Annotated in this window: 18 protein-coding genes; 8 read left to right on the top strand and 10 right to left on the bottom strand. The window is 33.5% G+C overall.

All coding sequences use genetic code 11. The features are described 5' to 3' along the window. Positions 1-26: 26 nt before the first annotated feature. The 9 genes from EG358_RS18700 to EG358_RS18740 all read right to left on the bottom strand — a co-directional run bounded on the left by EG358_RS18700 (position 27) and on the right by EG358_RS18740 (position 12,308). A complete protein-coding gene (locus tag EG358_RS18700) occupies positions 27-689 on the bottom strand; it encodes a DUF6048 family protein (RefSeq protein WP_076560197.1) in 663 nt (220 codons plus the stop codon). Beyond that, on the bottom strand, positions 655-1,125 hold the full coding sequence (locus tag EG358_RS18705; protein WP_076560199.1) for a DUF6452 family protein: 471 nt from the start codon (positions 1,123-1,125) through the stop codon (positions 655-657). Before EG358_RS18705 ends, EG358_RS18700 begins: the two co-directional genes overlap by 35 nt. A gap of 10 nt (positions 1,126-1,135) precedes the next feature. Then, positions 1,136-3,610, bottom strand: coding sequence for a zinc-dependent metalloprotease (locus EG358_RS18710; protein WP_076560476.1), 2,475 nt, complete (start codon positions 3,608-3,610; stop codon positions 1,136-1,138). Positions 3,611-3,653: 43 nt separating this feature from the next. Then, complete coding sequence (gene rlmD / locus EG358_RS18715) at positions 3,654-5,060, bottom strand: 23S rRNA (uracil(1939)-C(5))-methyltransferase RlmD (RefSeq protein ID WP_076560201.1); 1,407 nt, start codon at positions 5,058-5,060, stop codon at positions 3,654-3,656. A gap of 168 nt (positions 5,061-5,228) precedes the next feature. After that, complete coding sequence (locus EG358_RS18720; RefSeq protein ID WP_076560210.1) at positions 5,229-6,764, bottom strand: TlpA family protein disulfide reductase; 1,536 nt, start codon at positions 6,762-6,764, stop codon at positions 5,229-5,231. 140 nt (positions 6,765-6,904) lie between these two features. Then, positions 6,905-7,672 carry a succinate dehydrogenase/fumarate reductase iron-sulfur subunit gene (locus EG358_RS18725; protein WP_076560212.1) on the bottom strand — a complete coding sequence of 256 codons (768 nt, stop codon included), beginning with the start codon at positions 7,670-7,672 and terminating at the stop codon, positions 6,905-6,907. A 24-nt stretch (positions 7,673-7,696) separates the two neighbouring features. Beyond that, positions 7,697-9,709: a fumarate reductase/succinate dehydrogenase flavoprotein subunit gene (locus tag EG358_RS18730; RefSeq protein ID WP_076560214.1), complete on the bottom strand. Its 2,013-nt coding sequence runs from the start codon at positions 9,707-9,709 to the stop codon at positions 7,697-7,699. A gap of 15 nt (positions 9,710-9,724) precedes the next feature. Then, on the bottom strand, positions 9,725-10,387 hold the full coding sequence (locus EG358_RS18735) for a succinate dehydrogenase cytochrome b subunit (RefSeq protein ID WP_076560216.1): 663 nt from the start codon (positions 10,385-10,387) through the stop codon (positions 9,725-9,727). Positions 10,388-10,532: 145 nt separating this feature from the next. Then, positions 10,533-12,308, bottom strand: coding sequence for a ComEC/Rec2 family competence protein (locus EG358_RS18740; RefSeq protein ID WP_076560218.1), 1,776 nt, complete (start codon positions 12,306-12,308; stop codon positions 10,533-10,535). Between the two features lie 433 nt (positions 12,309-12,741). Here EG358_RS18740 and EG358_RS18745 point away from each other — a divergent pair, with 433 nt between their 5' ends. Next, entirely contained in the window at positions 12,742-13,509 is a 768-nt protein-coding gene (locus tag EG358_RS18745) for a hypothetical protein (RefSeq protein WP_076560221.1), read from the top strand. 308 nt (positions 13,510-13,817) lie between these two features. Here the strand turns inward: EG358_RS18745 and lpxB are convergent, their stop codons facing one another. Next, positions 13,818-14,942 carry a lipid-A-disaccharide synthase gene (gene lpxB, locus EG358_RS18750; protein WP_076560223.1) on the bottom strand — a complete coding sequence of 375 codons (1,125 nt, stop codon included), beginning with the start codon at positions 14,940-14,942 and terminating at the stop codon, positions 13,818-13,820. Positions 14,943-15,063: 121 nt separating this feature from the next. Between lpxB and EG358_RS18755 the strand changes: the two genes are divergently transcribed. From EG358_RS18755 to aspS, 7 genes are all read left to right on the top strand, one after another. After that, on the top strand, positions 15,064-15,573 hold the full coding sequence (locus EG358_RS18755) for a DUF2480 family protein (RefSeq protein ID WP_076560225.1): 510 nt from the start codon (positions 15,064-15,066) through the stop codon (positions 15,571-15,573). 4 nt (positions 15,574-15,577) lie between these two features. Beyond that, on the top strand, positions 15,578-16,840 hold the full coding sequence (locus tag EG358_RS18760; RefSeq protein WP_076560227.1) for a protein O-mannosyl-transferase family: 1,263 nt from the start codon (positions 15,578-15,580) through the stop codon (positions 16,838-16,840). Between the two features lie 64 nt (positions 16,841-16,904). Then, a complete protein-coding gene (locus EG358_RS18765) occupies positions 16,905-17,564 on the top strand; it encodes a DUF937 domain-containing protein (protein ID WP_076560228.1) in 660 nt (219 codons plus the stop codon). Positions 17,565-17,696: 132 nt separating this feature from the next. Continuing rightward, positions 17,697-18,266, top strand: a complete 570-nt coding sequence (locus EG358_RS20070) for a DUF2975 domain-containing protein (RefSeq protein ID WP_076560230.1) — start codon at positions 17,697-17,699, stop codon at positions 18,264-18,266. 3 nt (positions 18,267-18,269) lie between these two features. Next, the gene (locus EG358_RS18775; RefSeq protein WP_076560232.1) at positions 18,270-18,476 is read left to right on the top strand and encodes a helix-turn-helix domain-containing protein; all 207 of its coding nucleotides are present in this window, start codon (positions 18,270-18,272) and stop codon (positions 18,474-18,476) included. 138 nt (positions 18,477-18,614) lie between these two features. Then, a complete protein-coding gene (locus EG358_RS18780; protein WP_076560234.1) occupies positions 18,615-19,049 on the top strand; it encodes an ankyrin repeat domain-containing protein in 435 nt (144 codons plus the stop codon). A gap of 138 nt (positions 19,050-19,187) precedes the next feature. Further along, positions 19,188-20,942, top strand: a complete 1,755-nt coding sequence (gene aspS, locus EG358_RS18785; protein ID WP_076560236.1) for an aspartate--tRNA ligase — start codon at positions 19,188-19,190, stop codon at positions 20,940-20,942. Positions 20,943-20,944: the final 2 nt, after the last annotated feature.

The raw sequence follows: 20,944 nt of genomic DNA on the forward strand, positions 1-20,944 counted from the left end.
CGAAATTAAATTTTAAACTGTTTATATTAAAACTTATACGCAATATTCCATGCAAAGCCCATATTAAATTTATTGGAGCTTCTTCCAAAACCGGGAACAATCATTGGAACAACGTCATCCTGCTTTGAAGTTACCATCAGATAGCGTGGCTGCATACTTACGTCGATGTAAAAATTAGATTCAAACAGCTGTACTCTTCCACCGATATTTCCTTCGAGCCAGAAAGATGACTGCGAAGATGAGGGCATTGATACCGAAGAACTATTTCCACCAAAACCACGTATTGGAATAGCCATATATTCCTGAGTGTAAAATGAACCCCCAATTTTTCCGCCTCCATAGAAACCATTAAAATCATTTTCAGGGTCTCTTGCCAACATATAGAAGGCTCCAATTTTTAAAAATGGTCCGTTTGCTTTGGCATCATACCCATTATTTTGGTAAACATTTTTATCAAAACCTGCTTCTATAATACCGTGAAGATTATCTTTTACTTTAGACGAAATAAATCCCTGAAAGATCTGTCTGTCTGAAAAAAATGAAGCTCCGGCGTTCAAAACATCAAAACCAACAATAAAATTGGGTTCGTATTTCCATTTTGGTTTCTCAACTTCCTCTTTTTCCTGTGCAGAAAAAATAAGCAACCCGAAAACACTAAAAATTAAAGAATAAATTAGTCTTGTCTTCATTTTCTATAAAATTTTGCCCTTGTTCTACACTTTTCAGTGAGTTTGGAGCCGATAATACTGAATTTACATTTTCGTAATTCCTTTTCACCCCACAACCTGGTGAAACATAGATAGATTTTGTGGTATAACTTACTCTTACTTTTGTAGGATCTTCTTCAGTCGTTGTCTGCACATAAACATCTGTAAACGGAGAATCATCAACACGTAACGGTACAAATACAGAATCAACTTTGATTTTCCAGCCCAAATCTATGATCCCAGAGCCAAGATCTGCATAAATTTTTATAGAATCGACAACTGAGATTTTATTATCTCTTTTAAATGTAATTTTCATTCTCGGTGTACCTTCACCGTTGTCACAGATATCATTATCGCCTCCACAAGAAATGACCGTCGATAACACAAAAATGAATATGATGAATTTAAAATATTTCATACTTAAATCTTTATTTTGGATCTAAAGCTTTCTCAATACGGAAAACCAAATCTTCATAATGATATTTGTTTACCAAATCATTAGAAGCTGTTTTTGCTATAAGATCTTTTTTAATGGTGTTTAAATTTCCTCTTACCACTGCAGAAACATCAGATTTATCAGAATTTTTGGTATCAATCAATCGTATTAAAGTATCTACATAATTTCTCTGAAGATTTCTTCCGTAAATGTCTGTATTATCTTTTTTAATAATTGAATCATTTAAATCTGAAAAAAGCTCAACCAATGGATAAGAATTTTGATCAACCGCTTCAGACTGATACAAGCTTTGAAGTACCATCGGACTTAAAACTCTACCCAAAACGCCATTCTGAATGTCTTCAATGGTTTTCACAGGAGTTTTTCCGGTTTTCTCAAAGACTTCTCTTTTGATTAACCATTGCGGAGTGGTGAAGGCATTTTCACTTAAAAATTTCATAGCCTCTTTTTGATCTTTCTTGGATACAACTTCGTAAACAGCACCAGATTGCTCTGCCGTTTTTGGAGTTTCCATCTGTCCGCCGATATATTTTGAAACGTGACCTAAATATCTTTTGAACTGTGTCGTCACCTGATCGTACATCATGTCAAGATTTTTGTAATCTTCGTTTGGTGTCTCCGTCCATTTATCTAAGTTATCAACAATTCTTTGCAGATTTTTGATTCCGTAAGTACTTGCAATCATTGCGTTGTCACCAACCTGCTCACTTTGTGATCTTGGGTCTAAAGGATTAGACTCAGTACCGAACCAAAGTCTTTCGTTTTTAAGATTTTTGATCACCCATTGATTCAGATATTGTTTTTCTGCATCCGGAGTTTTAAACTGATTAAATCTTTTATAGCCCCATTCAATTGCCCAATCGTCATAATCACCAATTCTTGGGAAAATTCCGGCATCCCCAATTTTATCTTCCGGCTGTGCAACATAATTAAATCTTGCATAATCCATAATCGAAGGAGTGTGACCATTTTTCTCAAGCCATTTTTTATCTCTTAATTTTTCTACAGGAACTGTTGAACTTGAACCATAGTTATGTCTTAAACCTAAAGTATGCCCTACTTCGTGAGAAGATACAAAACGAATCAGTTCACCCATTAATTTATCATCAAACTCAATTTTTCTAGCACGCTCATCATTCGGTGAAGCCTGTACAAAATACCAGTTTCTCAAAAGCATCATCACATTGTGATACCAGTTGATGTGACTTTCTAAAATCTCACCCGTTCTAGGATCGGCAATTGAAGGACCTGAAGCATTCGGTACATCTGAAGGTTTATAAACGATTGCCGAAAATCTTGCATCTTCAAGACTCCATTCGCTGTCAACTTTAGGATCCGGAACTTTTGCTACAATTGCATTTTTAAATCCGGCTTTTTCAAAAGCTTTTTGCCAGTCATTAACCCCCTGAATTAAATAAGGAATCCATTTTTTTGGAGTTGCAGGATCAATATAGAATACAATCGGTTTTGCCGGTTCTACCAATTCACCTTTATTATATTTTTCTAAATCCTGAGGTTTTGGTTCAAGACGCCATCTTTTTACTAACGAAATCTTTTTTACACCTTGAGGATCTAAATCGAAATCGGTATACCCAACGGTAAAATATCCTACTCTCGGATCAAAATATCTTGCCTGCATTTTGTTTTCAGGAAGAAGTACGAATGAAGAATTGATTTCTACTGTATAATTTCCACTGATCTTCGGAGCAGGCATTCCCGGAATTGCAGGAGTTGTAGGTCTTCCTAAAGTTCTTGCAAAAGTTTTTGTGGTATTGATTTCAATATTGCTTGGGAAAGATTTCACAAAATTCACAAACGACATATCTTTCTGGAAAGTCCCGACTCTGTAAGAATCTTTAGACCAAACAGAAAAAGAAGTCAGCTCGTTATCTGAATTCAAAACATCTGTAACTTCAATTACAGAGGAGTTTTTATTGATTCCGTAAGCTTTTACATCAAAAGATTTAATAATAGACTGCACATTATTTCTCGTCACCGAATTATACATTTGCGATGTAGAATCTTTGGCATAATCGACGTGAGAAATTGAACGCAACAAAATTTTATCTTTCGGACCTTTTTCAAAAGCAATTACCTGCTGACCGATTTGATCACCTGCATAACCAGAAGTTCCGGAACGCATTCCTGCAGCTGCCTTCGTCAATCTTGTTACCAAAAGAAATTCCTTTTTGAGCATTGCATCAGGAATTTCAAAATAATATTTGTCGTCTACTTTATGAACTGTAAAAACTCCCTGATCTGAAACCGCTTTATCGGTAATGATTTCTTTAAATGGTTTTATCAGACTTTTTTTCTTATCGTCTTTTTTTACGGCCGCAGTATCTTTTTTTACGGCTGCCGTGGAATCTTTTTCCTGAGAAAATAAATTTTGTTGGGTAAAAAACAATGCACCAACTAAGAAAAAAGCTTTACAGTTCTTTATCATGTTCATTAAATTTTTGATATTTATCTTTTCAAATTTAAATAAATTATTTCTTTATTAATAACGCAATGTTTTCAACATGATGCGTTTGCGGGAACATATCTACCGGTAAAATCTTCACCAAGGTATAATGCTCTTTCATTAAAGCCAAATCTCTAGCCTGCGTTGCAGAATTACAGCTTACATACACTACTTTTTCAGGAGCCAATTTTAAGATCTGTTCAACAACTTTCTGGTGCATTCCGTCTCTTGGTGGGTCGGTAATCAATACATCAGCTTTTGGATGGTTCTCTAAAAACTCGTCATTAAAAACGTTTTTCATATCACCACAATAGAACGTCGTATTGGTTAAGCCGTTCAATTCTGCATGTTCGATTGCGGCATCAATTGCTTCCTGTACAGACTCGATACCAATCACATGTTTTGCATTTCTGGCAACATACTGAGCGATTGTTCCGGTTCCTGTATATAAATCGTAAACCACTTCATCACCTTTTAAATCAGCAAATTCGAGGGTTTTTCTGTATAATTCTAAAGCTTGCTTATAATTTGTCTGGAAGAAAGATTTCGGACCGATTTTAAATTTCAAACCATCCATTTCTTCCATTAAAAATCCGTCTCCAAAGTAAACATTAACATTCAAATCGTAGATTGAATCATTTTGTTTAGGATTGATGGCATACACCAACGTTTTTATTTGTGGGAATTGCTCAAGTAAATAATCAAAAAGCTGCGTGCGATTTTCTTTTTCTTCTCTGTAAAGCTGGAATAAAACCATCCATTCTCCTTTTGAATTTTGTCTCATCATCAAAGTTCTCAGGAACCCTTTCTGACTTTTCACATCGAAGAAATCTAAACCTTTATTCTCAGCGAATTTCTTTACTGCTAAACGAATCGCATTCGATGGATCTTCCTGAAGGAAACATTCTTTTAAGTCTAAAATTTTGCTCCACATTCCCGGAATATGGAATCCTAGCGCATCTCTGCTTCCGAAATTTTCTTCAGAACTAATCTCATATTGGCTTAGCCATCTTGCGTTAGAGAAAGAAAATTCCATCTTATTTCTGTAGAAATACTGTTCTTCTGCACCCAAAATCGGAACGGTTTCAAAATCATCGATTCCGCCAATTCTTTTAATATTATTGTAAACTTCTTCTTGTTTAAAATCAAGCTGCTTTTCGTAGCTCATATTCTGCCATTTGCAACCGCCACAAGTTCCGAAATGAATACACTTCGGTTCCACTCTGAATGGTGATCTTTCAACAATTTCTTTTACTTCAGCCTCAAAATATTTTGATTTTGACTTTTTCACTCTTGCATTCACCACATCTCCGGGAATTGCTCCGGAAACCAAAACAGTTTTTCCTTCTTCAGTCTTTCCTATCGCAACTCCTTTTGCACCCGCTGCAAAAAGCTTTATATTCTCAAGAATTACGTCTTTCTTCTTTCTCATATCAATTCAAGTATGATGAAGATAGCTTTCTACTCCTACGCTTCATCTATTTCTATTTTTTCTAATAATTTTAATCTGAAACCTTTCAGTTTCAATTTTGTCTGCAAAAATACAATAAAAAAAACCTTATCCGAAGACAAGGTTTTTTTTATATTTTGTTTAAGCCGATTATTTCGCTTCAACCGGAGCTTTCTCAACCTGCGGAGCCGCTTGTTGCTGTAAAGCTGAAGGATCAATCTGCAACTGAGCTGCAGGATCTACTTTTGGAGCTGAAAGACCTGTTTGTTTGTCTAAGATTGTAATCAAATCCTGATCACCAAGATTTACAAAAGATCTGCTTGCTACTTTACCGTCTTTATCAACCACGATGAAGCTTGGTAATTTGAAACCGTACACTCCGTATTTTTTAGCAATATCAGAATTCAAACCTCCGTCACCGTAAACATTTGTTCCCGGAATTCCTTTTAACAAAGCATTGCTGGTTTTTGTAAACTGCTCTTTGGTATCATCTAAATTAACGAATACGAAATTCATTTTAGACTTGTAAAAATTCACTACTTCTTTCAAAACAGGCATTGTACCTTCAGCAATGTAAGGATTCCAAGATGCATAGAATACCAACATGTATGGTTTTCCTTTGTTTTCACTTAATTTGTAAGCACTACCATCTTGTTTTACCAAACTAGCTTCCGGAGCATCATCACCGATTTTGAAACCGTTGATTGCGAAAAGCATCTTTTTTAAATCAGCTTTAATGGTAGCGTCTTTAATATCTTCTTCGATAATTTTTTTGATCTTATCTGTAGATGCAGCCGGTGTTTGTGGATGGATATCAGACTGAGCCATTACAAAAGCCAATAGATAATCTTTTTCGGTTTGAGAAACGTCTTTTTTACCTTTCAAAAATTGATTGAATAATTCTGAAGTTGTAATATCTGTTTTTCCCTGTGCTTTTGCCTGAGCAAATGTTTGGAAATCTGTACTCATTTTTGTTAAAAGATATTGTCTGTAAAACGGACTTGTTTTAATCATATTATCTTTATTCTCCTGTAGTTTGGCTTCATAATCTGTGAATGCCTTACCCAACTTGAATGAAGGATTGTTGCCAGACATTTGCTTTTTGGTCATTTCATAATTTACCAATAAATTAAGAATTGCCGTTTTAGCATCTATTTTTTTCCATTCAACCACTTCTTTTCCAGGATTGAATTTCTTTTCATTTTCATCAATATTTTTATTGATATCAGCCTCTATTTTCTGCATTGCCTTTACATAAGCGCCTTCATCACCTGAAGCCAACTGCTGGATATTAAGACTCTGACCGTAGTTTGTTAAGAATTTCTGACAAGCCTGAAAGAAATCATTATCACTTTTAGCATCACCTGTTACAACATATTCGCCAGGGAAAGTAGCAGAATTACCAGAGATATTAAGTTTCTGACCGCCTTTAAGGAAAATAAGATTCTGTTTTCCGGCATAGTTAATTACGTACATTCCATTTTTGGGAGCTTCAAAAGTTCCTTTAAAGTTTCCGTCTTTATCGATACCAAAGTTAGCCAATGGCAAGGTCGCAACACCGGAAGCCTCTACAAACTCAATTCTTTCTAATGGAGAACCGCCTGCGATTTTTCCTTTTACTTCAACTTTTTTTGAACAAGACATTACAAATATTGCAATGACAAACAACAAAAGATATTTTTTCATTTTTGATTTTAAATAATTAAGCAAAAATAAGTTTTTCAAATATACTAAATGCAATGTTTGAAGGTAATTTATGAAAGATTTAACTAAAAAAATCGTCTTCCATATGGAAGACGATTTTTTATAATTTATTTTAAAACAGATTATCCTCTGTCTGCGTAAGCAGCCATATATTCTCTGTTCATTCTTGCTATATTTTCAAGAGAAATTCCCTTAGGACATTCTACTTCACAAGCTCCGGTGTTTGAACAGTTACCGAATCCTTCTTCATCCATAGCTTTCACCATGTTTAGAACTCTTCTTTTTGCTTCTACTCTACCTTGAGGTAAAAGAGCGTATTGAGAAACTTTAGCTCCGACAAACAGCATTGCAGAACCGTTTTTACAAGTCGCCACACAAGCTCCACAACCAATACAAGCTGCAGCATCCATTGCTTTGTCTGCATCTTCTTTAGGAATAGGAATTGCGTTAGCATCCAAAGTATTTCCTGACGTGTTTACCGAGATAAATCCACCTGCAGCCATTACTCTGTCGAATGCGCTTCTGTCTACCATTAAATCTTTGATAACAGGGAACGCAGCACTTCTCCAAGGTTCGATAACGATGGTTTCACCGTCTTTGAACATTCTCATGTGAAGCTGGCACGTTGTAATACCAGTATCAGGACCGTGAGCTCTACCATTGATGTAAAGAGAACACATACCGCAGATTCCTTCACGACAGTCGTGATCGAAAGCGATCGGCTCTTTTCCTTCGTTGATTAAGTTTTCGTTCAGAATATCTAACATTTCCAAGAATGAAGAATCTGTAGAAACATCTGATATTTTATAGGTCTCAAACTGACCTTTAGTTTTTGTATTTTTTTGTCTCCAAATTTTCAGCGTAAGATGAAGGCCTTTTTTTGCACTCATAATTATTTATTTATAGGTTGGAGATTATTTGTAACTTCTCGCTTTAACTTCGATGTTCTCATAGATAAGGTCTTCTTTGTGCAGAACTTCCTGTTTGATATCATCACCCTGATATTCCCAAGCTCCTACATATTTAAAGTTAACATCATCTCTTTCTGCTTCACCTTCCGGAGTTGCATGATCTTCTCTGAAATGCCCACCACAAGATTCATTTCTGTGTAATGCATCGATAGCCATTAACTGTCCTAATTCGATAAAGTCTGCTACTCTGAACGCTTTTTCAAGCTCTGTATTCATCCCTTCAGCTTCACCCATTACTTTTACGTTCTGCCAGAAATCTTTTTTAACCTGATCAATTTCTGCAATCGCTTCTCTTAAACCTTCAGGAGTTCTTCCCATTCCCACTTTATTCCACATAATGTGTCCTAATTGTTTATGGAAATAATCTACTGAATGCGTTCCTTTATTATTAACAAAGAAGTTTACTTTGTCTTTAATTTCTTTTTCAGCCGCTTCAAACTCTGCAGAATTTGTAGGAATTTCTCCCGTTCTGATATCTGCAGAAAGATAATCTGCAATCGTATAAGGAAGAACGAAATATCCGTCTGCCAAACCTTGCATCAATGCAGAAGCTCCCAATCTGTTGGCTCCGTGATCTGAGAAGTTAGCCTCACCAATTACGAAACACCCGGGAATTGTAGATTGTAAGTTATAATCAACCCAAACACCACCCATCGTATAGTGAACGGCTGGGTAAATCTTCATTGGAGTTTTATAAGGATCATCAGCAGTAATCTTTTCGTACATTACGAATAAGTTACCATATTTTTCTTCAATCCAAGCTTTTCCAAGATCGTAAATTTGCTGATCTGTAGGATTGTGAATATGCTTTTCAATAGCAGCTTCTTTACCTTTTTTAATGATTTCTGTAGAGAAATCAAGATAAACACCTTCTTTAGTTTCGTTATTTTCGATTCCGAAACCAGCATCACATCTTTCTTTACCTGCTCTAGACGCAACGTCACGAGGAACTAAGTTTCCGAACGCAGGATATCTTCTTTCTAAATAGTAATCTCTGTCTTCTTCTTTGATATTTTCAGGTCTCAATTTACCTTCTCTGATGGCAACTGAATCTTCAATTTTCTTAGGAACCCAGATTCTTCCAGAGTTTCTAAGTGATTCAGACATCAAAGTCAGTTTAGACTGCTGTGTACCATGAACAGGAATACATGTCGGGTGAATCTGTACGTAACAAGGGTTTGCAAAGTACGCTCCTTTTTTATGAATCTTCCAAGCTGCAGAAACGTTTGATCCCATTGCGTTGGTAGACAAGAAATATACGTTTCCGTATCCTCCTGAAGCAATTACAACGGCATGTGCAGAATGTCTTTCGATCTCACCTGTTACCAAGTTTCTTGCAATAATACCTCTTGCTTTTCCGTCTACGATTACCAATTCTAGCATTTCGTGACGATTATACATTTTTACTCTTCCTTTTCCGATTTGACGGCTTAGTGAAGAATATGCACCTAATAATAACTGTTGACCAGTCTGTCCTTTTGCGTAAAAAGTTCTTTTAACCTGAACTCCACCAAATGAACGGTTATCTAACTGACCGCCGTAATCTCTACCAAATGGAACTCCTTGAGAAACGCATTGGTCGATAATATTTGCAGAAACTTCAGCTAATCTGTAAACGTTTGCCTCTCTTGCTCTATAGTCACCACCTTTGATGGTATCATAAAACAATCTGTAAGTAGAGTCGCCATCACCCTGATAATTTTTAGCAGCGTTTATACCACCTTGTGCAGCAATCGAGTGTGCTCTTCTTGGTGAATCTTGGTAACAAAATGCTTTTACATTATATCCCTGCTCAGCCAAAGTAGCTGCTGCAGAACCTCCTGCCAAACCTGTACCTACAACAATAATATCAATCTTATCTCTGTTGTTTGGTGCAACAAGGTTCATATGGTCTTTATGATTTTTCCATTTATCCTTTAATGGACCTCCAGGAATTTTTGAATCTAATTTACTCATATTAGTATATTGAAATTATTGAGTTACGTAATGAAAAATTGCAATAAAAATAAAGCCAAGCGGAATAAGGATCGAATACCAGTTTCCAATAGCTCTGATAACCGGAGTATACTTTGCATGTCTTGCTCCGATAGACTGAAATGAAGACTGGAAACCGTGTGCCAAATGCAGACCCAATAATCCGAATGAAATTACATAAAGCACTACTCTCCACAAATCAGCAAACTTACCGTGCAAATCTTCCCAGAAACGAGTTTCTTCAATTGGAAGACCATCCACATATTTATAGTTCATCTCGTGAAGCCAGAAATCATACATGTGTAAAAAGATGAATGCCAAAATCACAGCTCCCGAAATAATCATGTTACGAGATGACCATGTAGAATTTGCAGAACCGTTATTTTTATCATAACCGATTGGTCTCGCTCTTTGGTTTTTGATTTCCAAAACAAATCCCATCACAAAATGGAAAATTACAGCAAACATTAACACAGGTTGCATAACGAATTGAATAAGAGGATTGTACCCCATAAACTGCGATGCATTGTTATAAGCTGTTTCACCGAAAACCGACAATAGATTCACGGAAAGATGCATTACTAAGAAAATCAGCAAAAACATCGCTGAAAGTGCCATAGCATATTTTCTACCTATTGTAGAACTTGTTAAACCTGCCATATTGAGTTTAAATTTGATTTTCCACAAAATTAGGAAATGTTAACAATACTAAAAAGTGAGAAATCTCACTATTAGACAGTTTGTAATCTTTCTAAATAAGATTCATTAGCATATAAAATACAATAAAAAGCATCAAAATTTGAGATTACTTTAATTCGTAAATTTCACCTTTAAACCTTACCATTTTAGCCGAAGCCGGAAAGTTTTTTATTTCTAAATTTTTTATCCTTCGTGATGAAACATAAGGATTGATAATATACTGCTGAATTTTATCTTTATCATCTGAAGATTTCATCCAAAAGATTACCCGATTCCCTTTTTTCATTGAGATAATATTTTCTTTTTTATAATGATGTACCAAAAACTCATCTTCCTGGTTTTCAATAATATTAAAAGAAACTCGTACGATAAAAAATACAGCAACCGCTAAAATTACATTTGAAACCGTTCTAAAATTGATTTTATCAAGCATAAATTTCAAAAAATAAATAATTCCAAACAACACAAAAACCTCAGCTAAATTTAAAGGAATATTTTCAAAGAAAATAGCATCAAAATCTGCAAACCAATGAATTACTTTTAACAAAATATTGATAATAAAATCATAAATCAAATTAATAGTTCCAATATCTACATTAAAACCAATCAGCGCGGTCATAAAAAAAGAAAATATAATAATTAGTTCAGAAAACGGAACAATTATAAAATTAGCTACAATTGAAATCAATGAAAATTGGTGAAAGTAATACAAAACCAAAGGCAAAGTTGCCAATTGCGCTGCAACAGATATAGAAATCGTATTATAAATAAGTTTTTTGAAAAAATTATTCTGTCTCGGAAGGTATTTTAAAATCGGTTGATTCAACCAATAAATCCCTAAAACAGCTATAAAGCTTAACTGAAAACCTACATCAAAAATCTGCTGCGTATCAATCATCAAAATAATAAACGCCGAAAGCGCCATCGAATGCAGCAAATCTGGTTTCCGCTGAAGCAACACATAAATGAAATACACAGAAATCATGATGCAGGATCGCACCACAGAATTACCAAATCCGATGAAAACTGCAAAAATCCAGATGAATAGTAAACTGATGACGATTGCATATTTTTTGAGACTTACAGATGAAAATCTCATCATCAGAAAATAAAACATCCCGAAAATCACAACAATATGTGTCCCCGAAATGGCAAGAAAATGCACCAAACCCGAACGGTTAAAATCCTGAACGGTTTCAGAATCTATTTCTGTGCGGTCTGCCAAAATTATTCCTTTTAAAAATTCACGGCTGCGAAAAGACATTTCAGAATTACTAATTTTCTGCAAAGTTTCTAACCGTTTTTGCTTGATTTTTTCTGTAAAACTCAAATCGCTTCTTTCACCAGAAGAAATTTCTCCGTTAATATAGCATTGATAGAAAATATTTTTTCGCTTTAAATATTTTGAATAATCAAACTGAAAATCGTATTCCGGAGACTTTGGCTGAGCCAAATATGCTTTAGCTTTATAATAATGATTAAAATCTAATTCGTTTTTGGCTTTTTCAACATTAACGATTGCATCAAACACCTTATTTCCAACAACAATCGATGCTTCATACTTTTTGAATTTCAGATTAGAATTTAATTTTTTAGAAATTTTAAAAATGACAGTTTCATTTGTTTTCAGATTAATTTTTCTAATATCTGAAATATTATAAAAATGAAAAGAAACTCCCAATCCGAAAAAGAAAATCATCAAAAGTAAATTCCGGATTTTAAATAAAAGCTGGCTTTTCAGGAAAAAAAATCCAAAAATAATGGCAGAGAAAAACAGAATTACAATGATTGAATTTTGTTTAAGAAAGAATTTATCCTGAAAGAAAATTCCAAGAATAAAACAGAGTACAACAATCAAAAGAGGTTGCTTGTTCAAAATCATTTGTGTTTGAACAAACTAAGTTAGAAAATTTTAGAATACAGAAATAGATTTATTTCGATTTAACTTAAACAATGATTTTATTTTAATAATAAAAATTCATCTTTCTGATTTTCAAAAAGATTAAAAAAAATTCTTACGATAAAAAATACGGTAATAGCTAAAATTATATTTGAAATATTTCTGAGACTTATTTTATCAAGCATAAATTTCAGAAAATAAATAATACAAAAAATAAAATACTTCACTACCCAAAAGAATATTAATCATAATCCACAAATAACATTAATTTAACTTAAATAAAATCATTATCATAAATATATAATAACAAGTCAAAAACAAATTAAATCCATTACAAATTACTATTTTCATTAGCAAAACCTACAAAAAACAATGAAAATTTCCTAATTTAGCATAAATAAAAAAAATATACACGATGAAAAAAATTAAAAAATCAAATTTTGTAATTACATTATTACTATTATTGTTTACTATCTCATGTTCTAATGAAAGAAATGATGAAATAAGTACTGATATGGAGAAATATTCATTAAAAAATGAAACATTAAAAAGCCTGTCTCCTTTTAGTATAGGGCACAAGATAAATGAAATTAAAATTAAAAAAAACAGCTTATCTTCCTATACCATAACTACGACTAGGTATGAAGAAGACAATACAGGTCATAAGAATGATATTTTTGAAATTACTTTAGCTGAAGATATTTTAAATATATCTGGTAATTTTTATTCTATCAATTATGATGTAGAAAAAAATGAAAAAACCAATCAAATATATTTTTCAAAGAATGGGAAAAAAGAGATTATCTCAGAAGACTTCATCAACACAATAAGTGGAAATGATTTACATGCCTTAAATAGATTGGTAGCGTTGTATATTGAATTATATGATAATTCAATTAAAAAAATGGGACCAGAAACTGATGTATTAGCAAAAAAATCTTGTGCTAAATTTGAGAGTGGTATTGGATTCACTGGTACTGCATCTTCAATAAGATCTGTAGAAGATGCTCAAGCCTATATAGATAGTGGACATGGGGATTGCAAAATAGCAGGAACAGATACTTCTTGCGCATTAGGAAGTCACATTTGTGCTTCTACTACCACATTGCAATGCTTTGGTGGAAGCTGTTCCGGAGGAGGTGGCTCTGGAGGAGGTGGAGGATGGAAAGTCTCTAATAAATAAATATTTTATCTTTATAAAAATTAATTTGTGAATGAGTTATTCAAACTTTGAACTTGCTTTTTTCTGTTTACTAATTATTTATTTGTTACTTATTATTTTGGTAACCATTAAAGTTTTACAATCAAAGACAACAAGTTTAGTTAAGTTTTTATTGATTTTAGTTCTGCTATTTATACCAATTATTGGACTAATTATCAATATTATAATCTTGCAGAAAAAAATTAGCTAAATATTTTTTTTAATTTCAAAAACATTTTCAAAGAGTTCTTATATCCTAATAAGAACTCTTTTATTTTTAATTAGGCAGATCAAAAGTGTTGATTAATAAAATTATTTCTCAAAATTACATCAGCAGCATTTTTACTTGCACCTTTTCCACCCAATTTTTCTCTGAGCAATTTAAAATCCTGAAGCATTTCACTTCTTTTTTCACCTTTAATAATGAAATTCAGTTCTTTGACTAGATTTTTAGTATTGAGTTCGCTTTGAATTAATTCTTTCACCACTTCCCGATCCATAATTAAATTCACCAAAGAAATATATTTGATATTTTTCACCAATCTTTTGGCAATAGCGTAAGAAATCTTGCTTCCGCGGTAACAAACCACTTCCGGAATATTCAACAAAGCAGTTTCTAAAGTTGCTGTTCCCGAAGTTACCAAAGCAGCTTTTGAGCACCTCAACAAATCATAAGTTTTGTTGGAAACAAAATGCACATTTTCATCAACATATTTTTGGTAAAATTCCTTTTCAAGACTTGGCGCACCTGCAATTACAAATTGATAATTATTAAAATGTGGGCGAACAGAAAGCATGATTTCCAACATTTTTTCCACCTCCTGTTTTCTGGAACCTGGCAAAAGTGCAATGATTTCTTTTTCATTTAAACCATTTTCAGTTTTAAAATCATCAACAGAAATATCCTGAAGTGTAGAAATTGCATCCAACAAAGGATGTCCTACAAAGTGAGATTTTACACCATGCTTGTGATAAAAATCTTCCTCGAAAGGTAAGATCACCATCATTTCATCAACATATTTTTTAATGATTTCAACACGACCTTCTTTCCAAGCCCAAAGTTGAGGAGAAATATAATAGACTACTTTTATGCCCAATTCTTTTGCAAATTTTGCGATTCGCAAATTGAAACCGGGATAATCAACCAAAATCAAAACATCCGGCTGATTGTTTTTAATATCTTCTTTGCAGATTTTAATATTATTTAAAATCGTTCTGAGATTCATCGCAACTTCCAAAAAGCCCATAAAAGCTAAATCTCGATAGTGCTTCACCAAAGTACCGCCCTGTTTCTTCATAAGATCTCCACCCCAAAATCTAAATTCTGCGTTGGAATCTTTTTCTTTTAAAGCTTTCATTAAATTGCTTCCGTGTAAATCTCCGGATGCTTCACCTGCGATGATATAATATTTCATAAATGATAATTGATAGGCGATGAATGATTTTGTCTATTGAAATGACATTTAATCTCAAATTGCAAACATCAAAATTCAAATTATAATTAAGTAAATTTGCTCCAAAGATAATGATAAAAAAATGTCAGAAGAATTTGAAATAAAAAATAAAGTAGCCGCAAGCGGACTGATCAACTTTGACCTTACTGATCTTGTTCCCAAAGGTGCAAGAAAAGGGATTGATCTGAAAGATTTTCTTTTTATGGAAATGATTTTAAAAGAAAAAGATTTCCGTGAAAAAGTAGCAGCAATCGACACTGAAGAATACAAAGATGCTTACGTTTACATCTACAATTCGGCAGATGCTATTGTTCCGCTTTGGGCTTATTTTCTATTAACCGCTAAACTTACAGATGCTACAAAGAAAATAGTTTTCGGAAGTGCTGAAAATTTAGAAATCGTTTTAATGCATGACGCCATCAAAAACTATGATTTTTCTGAGATGAACGGAAAAAGAGTTTTGGTGAAAGGCTGCACAGACAAAGCAATTCCGGAAAATGCGTATGTAGAATTGGTCGAAAATCTAAAGCCGATTGTAAAATCTCTAATGTTTGGTGAAGCTTGCTCGAATGTACCGATTGTTAAAAATTAAGTAGATGAATAATAAAAAACTTATTCCGTTTTTTCTATTCTTATTTTTCTTAATTATTTACTATTTTTCAAGTTTTTCGAAAGTTTCTTTTGGGGATGGAATTGGTTTTCTTTTAGATGTTGAAAAAGAATCATTTACAGACCAAGCAACTCCATTGTCTCACTTTCTCTACCTAAATACTGCAATTTTTTTGACTAAATATTGTAATGTAGACAGCATTATGACAATGAGGTTGATGTCTATTGTTCCTGCCGCTCTAAGTATTACATTAATCTATATTTTTATCAAAGAATTTATTTCAGAAAACTGGATTGCAATAAGTTGCAGCATTGTTCTTGGACTAAGTTTCACATTTTGGCGAAGCGCTTCTACTATTGAAGTTTATACGTTCAATGCAATTTGGATTATCTTCTTTTTAATATTTTCAGTCAAATCATTAAAATCGCCATCTCTAAAAAATTTACTTTTGACAGGCATTTTTTTAGGAGTAAGTATGTGGGTTCACATCCAAAACATTATGCTAATTCCTGCTTATATTGTACTTATCTATCAGCTTAGAAATTCCAGAAAGAATATTTTTATTTCAGCGTCTTCATTTGCATTGATTTTTAGTTCAATGTTCCTCGTTAATTATTTAGCTGATATTCATATAAAGTACACATTTCTTACCGGAACTGGTACCTGGATAGAAGATACTTTCAAGCAAAGCTTTTCAGAATTACTAAAAGATATTTTAAAATCTCTGCTGTATTTACTTTATAACTTCAATATTTTTTTGATTTTTATCCCTTGGGGAATACGTGAGATTTACAAAAATCATAGAAATATGTTCCCTTTCGTAGTAATTTCTTTTTTATTTACTTTTGGCTTTGCAACATTTTATGCAGTATCAGATAATTATGTTTTTTTCATACCGAGTTACTTTATTGTTATCCTCATCATTAGCCTTGGAATAAAATCACTGAACATGAAATATAATTTGAAAAGATTACAATTTGTAACTTTTCTCATTCCTTTATTTTATATAGGATCTCACAGAATAGCTTCCTCATTAGAAGCCACAAAAGCATTCCAGCAAGAAAAAGTATATAAAGGCGGACTTAGTTATTATATGCTACCTTGGTTGCACAATAATGTAGGGTGCATAGAATTTACCCTTGATAATAAACAAACTAATGATAATGTTGAAGAATTGAGAAAACAGTGCTTAGAATTCGTTGAACTCAGAGAAAAATATCAAAATAGAGACGAAATAATGAAATTATAAATGATTATTAATTTTTAAATTCAGATAATTTTATCATCTTTGATTAAACATAAAAGCATAAATTATGAGTTTAATCGATTTACTTACAGGAAATACAGGAAACCAGGTTGCAGAAAAAGCTGAAACCAAATTCGGAATCAGCAAAAACCAAATCATCGCACTTTTGGCAGTTGCAACACCTCTTGTAATCTCTTACTTGAGAAATAAATCTCAGGACAATAAAGAAGCAGAAGCTTTAAATAGTGCGTTAGAAAAAGATCACGACGGAAGTATTTTAGATGACACTTCGCAGTTGGAAGCAAGACAAAATGAAGGCGGGTCTATACTTTCTCATATTTTTGGAAATGAAAAAAGTACTGTTGAAAATCAGCTCTCACAAAATACAGGAATCTCTATTGATAAGATCGGACCTATTCTGGCAATGCTTGCTCCAGTAATCATGGGGTATATTGGAAAGGAAAAACAACAGAACAACGTTGGAGCAGGAGGTCTTGGTGATCTTTTAGGAGGAATCTTGGGAGGTGCACAAACTCAGGCTCAACAACAGCAGTCAAATCCATTAAACGATATTCTTGGAAGCGTATTAGGAGGTGGACAATCACAATCTTCAGGAAATCCTTTGAATGATATTTTAGGGAGTGTTCTTGGCGGAAGCGGTCAACAAAAGCAACAACAAAGTGGTGGTTTAGGAGATATTCTGGGCGGACTTTTTGGAGGGAAATAATTTTCTCACATTTAAAAAAGATATAGTACCGAAGTGTTTTGCTTCGGTATTTTTTTTGAAATACAAAAATTCAATAACTAATTATTGCTTTACAATAATTAATTATATATTTGCAATAATAAATATATTATTATGAAAATCATCGGTAAAAATTCTCTTTCTCAATACATCAGTTGGCTATTGTATATAGTTTTTGTTTACAGTATTCTCTTACTCATTTATGTAATTATTGGTTTTACACTTGGCATTTGTAAAATTAAAACAGCGAACACATTCTTATATTCTTTTTATGAAATTTGGAAAGACTATACCAGTCCCAGATATTATTTTAGATTCTATTATCCATTCACAAATTTTGAACTAGCCGCTAACTCAATTAAATTTCAGAGTATCTTTCTTATTTTATTAGGTCTTATATTCAATGTATTATTCTATTATTATTGTTTCAAAGCATTTCAAAGTATTAGTAACGAAAAGATATTTAATAACAAAACCGTCAAATGGCTAAATCGTTTTGCAATACTAAATCTTGTCATTTTATTAATTTCACCTTTGTTTTTTCTATTTCTTTTTGAAAAATTTCCATACCAACTCATTCCAATGTATTTAAAAAATATTTTACAGATCGTATTTGTATACTTTGTTATTGTATTTTTAAAAAAGGGATTAGACTTACAAACTGAAAACGAACTAACCATATAAATTATGCCGATCATCATTAATGTTGACGTCATGTTGGCGAAAAGAAAAATGCAATCTCAGGAACTTGCAGAAAAAATAGGAATCACGCAGGCAAATCTTTCCATTTTAAAAACCGGAAAAGCAAAAGCCTTGAGGTTATCAACACTAGAATCAATTTGTAAAATTCTCGATTGCCAACCTGGAGACCTTTTGGAATATGTAAAAGATTAACAGCTTTAAAATAAAAAAACCAAATCAAAAACAACAACGATGAAGTTTTGAAAAAAGCAATGAAATGGATTTATAATTAGCAACATGTATCAAATAAATTATTTAGCTTTGTATATTATTTAGATAAAATTAATATTTATGAAAAAAATAATTACTACCACTTTGCTTTTTGGAATTGCTATCTTTAGTAATGGCCTGTTTGCGCAAGAACTTTCTAATGAAAAAATGAAAGTTTTCCAGACAGATAAAATAGAAGATATAAAAAAGGTTTTCAAGAAAGAAGACTTTATTAAATGTTTTGACATTAAAGGAGTTTCCTATAATATGTTTTCTTTAAGCGCAAGGTATGAAAGAGTAAATGTTATCAACTATTTACTTGCAAACAAAATAAGCGTAAACAAGTCTTGTAGCGACGTTACACCATTAATGTATGCAGCAATGTATGGATACACAGATACCGTAAAACTTTTCTTAAAAAACGGAGCAAAAAAAGAGACAAAAGATAGCAACGGCAAAACAGCTAAAGATCATGCGTTAGAAAACAACCACCCGGAAACGGCTGCTATTCTTTAGAAAATTTTACAATATATAACTTAAAACTTCCTTCGGGAAGTTTTTTGTTTTTAAACCCTTCAAAAATATTATCTTTGCAGACGGAAATTCAAGGCTCAAAACATTGAACCTTAAACATTGAACTTTAAACAAATAATTATGTTTCGATCGCACACCAACGGAGAATTATCTCTTCAACATCTTAATGAAGAAGTTACACTTTCAGGATGGGTACAAACCATTCGTGATAAAGGATTTATGATTTGGATAGATCTTCGGGATCGTTACGGAATTACTCAGTTAGTTTTCGACCAGGATCGTTCTCCAGCGGAATTGATGGAAAATGCCAAGAAGTTGGGACGTGAGTTCGTAATTCAGGTGACAGGAAAAGTTATCGAAAGAGTAAGCAAAAACCCGAATATTCCGACTGGAGAAATTGAAATTTTAGTTGAAAAATTAGAAGTTCTTAATGAGTCTCAACTTCCGCCTTTCACGATTGAAGACGAAACAGACGGTGGTGAAGAATTAAGAATGAAATACCGTTACCTGGATATCAGAAGAGCTCCGGTAAGAGATAAACTGATCTTCCGTCACAAAATGGCGCAAAAGGTTAGAAATTATCTTTCAGACGAAGGGTTTATTGAAGTTGAAACTCCGGTTTTAATCAAATCGACTCCGGAAGGAGCGAGAGACTTCGTTGTCCCGAGCAGAATGAATCCGGGACAATTTTACGCATTACCACAGTCTCCACAGACTTTCAAACAATTGTTGATGGTTGGTGGAATGGATAAATATTTCCAGATTGTTAAATGTTTCCGTGATGAAGATTTAAGAGCCGACAGACAACCGGAATTCACACAAATCGACTGCGAAATGGCTTTCGTGGAGCAGGAAGACGTGATGAATGTGTTTGAAGGAATGACTAAAACGTTGATCAAAGATATTACCGGTCAGGAATTCGGAACGTTCCCAAGAATGACATTCGCGGATGCAATGCAGAAATACGGAAACGACAAACCGGATATCCGTTTCGGAATGGAATTCGTAGAGTTGAATGATTTAGTAAAAGGAAAAGATTTTAAAATATTTGATGATGCAGAATTGGTTGTCGGGATTAATGTTGAAGGTTGCGCAGATTATACAAGAAAACAGATCGACGAGCTTGTTGATTGGGTGAAAAGACCTCAAATCGGAGCTTCAGGAATGATTTGGGCTAAATTCCAGAATGATGGCGTGAAAACTTCTTCTGTGAATAAATTCTACAACGAGGAAGATTTAGCTAAAATCATCGAGAAATTCGGAGCGAAAGAAGGAGATTTAATGTTAATTCTTTCAGGAAACGAGCACAAAGTAAGAACTCAGCTCTCCGCCTTGAGAATGGAACTCGGAAACCGTTTGGGATTAAGAAAAGGAGATGTTTTCGCACCACTTTGGGTTGTTGATTTCCCGTTATTGGAATTTGACGAAGAAAGCGGACGTTACCATGCAATGCATCACCCTTTTACCTCTCCAAAGCCGGAAGACATTCATTTATTGGAAACCGCTCCGGGGAAAGCAAGAGCCAATGCTTACGACATGGTTTTGAACGGAAACGAAATTGGTGGAGGTTCTATCAGAATTTTTGATAAAGATTTACAGTCAAGAATGTTTGATTTATTAGGATTCTCAAAAGAAGAAGCAGAAGCTCAGTTCGGATTCTTAATGAATGCCTTCAAATACGGCGCTCCGCCTCACGGTGGTTTGGCTTTCGGATTTGACCGTTTGGTAGCTATTCTTGACGGAAACGAGGTGATCAGAGATTATATCGCTTTCCCTAAGAATAATTCAGGGCGAGATGTGATGATCGATGCACCGGCCGCAATTGCTGATGAACAACTCGATGAATTGGAATTACAATTAAATTTAAAAGCATAAAT

The organism is Chryseobacterium indoltheticum, from assembly GCF_003815915.1.
Classification (GTDB): Bacteria; Bacteroidota; Bacteroidia; order Flavobacteriales; family Weeksellaceae; genus Chryseobacterium; species Chryseobacterium indoltheticum.